The 1,918-nt window shown below is 69.3% G+C and carries 3 protein-coding genes; 2 read left to right on the forward strand and 1 reads right to left on the reverse strand.

Annotated elements, in window-relative coordinates; translation table 11 throughout:
• Positions 1–46 precede the first annotated feature (46 nt).
• Positions 47–406 (reverse strand): hypothetical protein, encoded by a 360-nt coding sequence (locus ACWD68_RS41775; protein ID WP_451811700.1) that lies wholly within the window; start codon positions 404–406, stop codon positions 47–49.
• A 314-nt stretch (positions 407–720) separates the two neighbouring features.
• Between ACWD68_RS41775 and ACWD68_RS41780 the strand changes: the two genes are divergently transcribed.
• Positions 721–867 (forward strand): hypothetical protein, encoded by a 147-nt coding sequence (locus ACWD68_RS41780; RefSeq protein WP_451811701.1) that lies wholly within the window; start codon positions 721–723, stop codon positions 865–867.
• A gap of 447 nt (positions 868–1,314) precedes the next feature.
• On the forward strand, positions 1,315–1,716 hold the full coding sequence (locus tag ACWD68_RS41785) for an STAS domain-containing protein (protein ID WP_451811702.1): 402 nt from the start codon (positions 1,315–1,317) through the stop codon (positions 1,714–1,716).
• The last annotated feature ends 202 nt before the right edge of the window (positions 1,717–1,918 follow it).

Consider the following 1,918-nt stretch of genomic DNA (forward strand, 5'->3'; position numbering starts at 1 on the left):
CCCCGCCCCCCCCCCGGCCCCCCCCACCCCTCGTCGTCGGACCGCCCTAGGACATGGTCTCCAAGGAAGCCCGTACCCCTTCAGGCGCCACCGCGCCGTCCACCGGGCCGGTCGCCCGCCACCCGCTCTCGTGATCCTCGGCCAGGCCGAGTTGGGCCAGGCCCTTCAGGTGCCCGAGCACGGTGGAGCACTGGAACCCCACGGCCTCACTGAGCTCAGCGACGTCGACTCCACCGGAGCCGGCTTCCGCCAAGCGCTGCCAGGTACGCACGGCGTGGCGGCTCAGGCCGCTTTCGCTCACCTTTCTGGAGACGACGCCGACCCTTTCCCCGCTGTTGTTCTGCTCGGGGATCGGGGACTTGGCCCGTGCCACCCGTGTGTCACCCGTGGCCGCCTGCTCCTGCACTGGGCGCGGTGATCTCCTCGGTCCGACCGGACGCGGCGTCATGTTCACCTTGCGGTGCCTACGGCCCTTGCTGTGTCGGCTCATCGATTCCTCATCTCCGCCTCGACGATGCTCACAGCAGGAGAACGAGCGGGAGCCGACAAGGCAGTTCAGCCGTTCGAATGATGGGCGCACGACGGGCCACCCGGAGCGCGAAGGCTCCCCGACCGCGCCGGGAGCGCCCTCGACGGCGTGTGCGCGCCGGGCCTGACCCGGCGGTCACGGGGTAGGCGGGGCGTGCAGGAAGCCCGTCACCCCGCACCGGAAGGATCGTCATGCCAGGAATGGTGGAGCGCCTCAAGCAGTTCGCCAGGAGTCCCCGAGGACAGCGCACCGCCGAGGAGATACGGCGCGCGGCGGCGGATCCGCGTCGCCGGGCCCAGGCGCAGCGACTGTTCGGCAAGCTGCGCGGACGCCGTTGACCGGCGTCGCCGGGATCGATCCGTGCCATGGCGTCGCGGCTGCTCCCGCCGGATGACCTCGCACACGCATCCGGCCACTCCCGGCCGGGTCCGCCGCCCGACCTTCCCGCCATCATTGAGCCCCAGCCACCTGGCCGCGGCCGCCGTCGGGCGTCCCGTCGTCGCGCGCTCCGGTGGCCGGCAGCTCGTCGAAAGCGGAGTGAAATGGCCAACACCTGGTCCCCATGGGCCTGTTCTCCTGTCGGATCCCCGTCATGACGGCGGCCCGCATCCCAGGCCTGATCCTGCCCCTCTTCTTCCTGTGCTCCTTCGTCGTGGGCGTGGTCTGGTACTGGCGACATCGTGGCGAGTAGCGCGGACCGCCCGGCCTTCACCGCGGCCGTATGCGTCGAACCGAACAATCGGGGTAGCCAGCCGTCCTACCCGTTGCCCATGTGGGAGGTATCCGTGCCCGGAGACCCGAATCCGTTGTCCATCGATGTCACCCTGCCCCGGGACGACGTCGCCCTGCTGACCGTCGAAGGCTCGCTCGACATCGATACGGCGACAGAGTTGCAGCATCATCTGGCGAACCAGTTCCATCACGGACGCCGCCGGTTCCTGCTCGACTTCTCGGCCGTTCCGTTCATGGACTCCTCCGGCATGAACGTCGTCCTGCGGAGTTACCAGGAAGCCCGCAAGACGGCGGGCAGCGTCCACGTCATCGCTCCCACACCGGCCGTGCGACGGATTCTGGACCTCACCGGGGTCAGCCTCACCGTGTCCGTGTCGGAAAGCGTCGACGAGGCGCTGGCGCTGGTGGACTCGTGGCGGAAGGAAGAGGAGCAGTCGGGAATACCGTCGTCCTGAGTTCCTCCGGCCGCGTTGTCCTCCCGGCCGTTCCGTTCTCCTGACCGACTTGTTCGTCTGATCGTCTTACTTTCTTCTGACCGACCCGTTCTCCTGACCGCTGTTCATGAAGTGGGGGGGGGCCCCCCCGCCGCGGGGGGGCCCCCCCACAAACCAAAAACCCCCGCGCACAACAAAAGGCCCCGCCGCACCCCGCGCAGAG

This window comes from Streptomyces sp. NPDC005141 (genome assembly GCF_053599975.1).

Excerpts from the sequence above, each read along its gene's own strand:
- ACWD68_RS41780 (WP_451811701.1), top strand. The coding sequence starts at position 721 with ATGCCAGGAATGGTGGAGCGCCTCAAGCAGTTCGCCAGGAGTCCCCGA.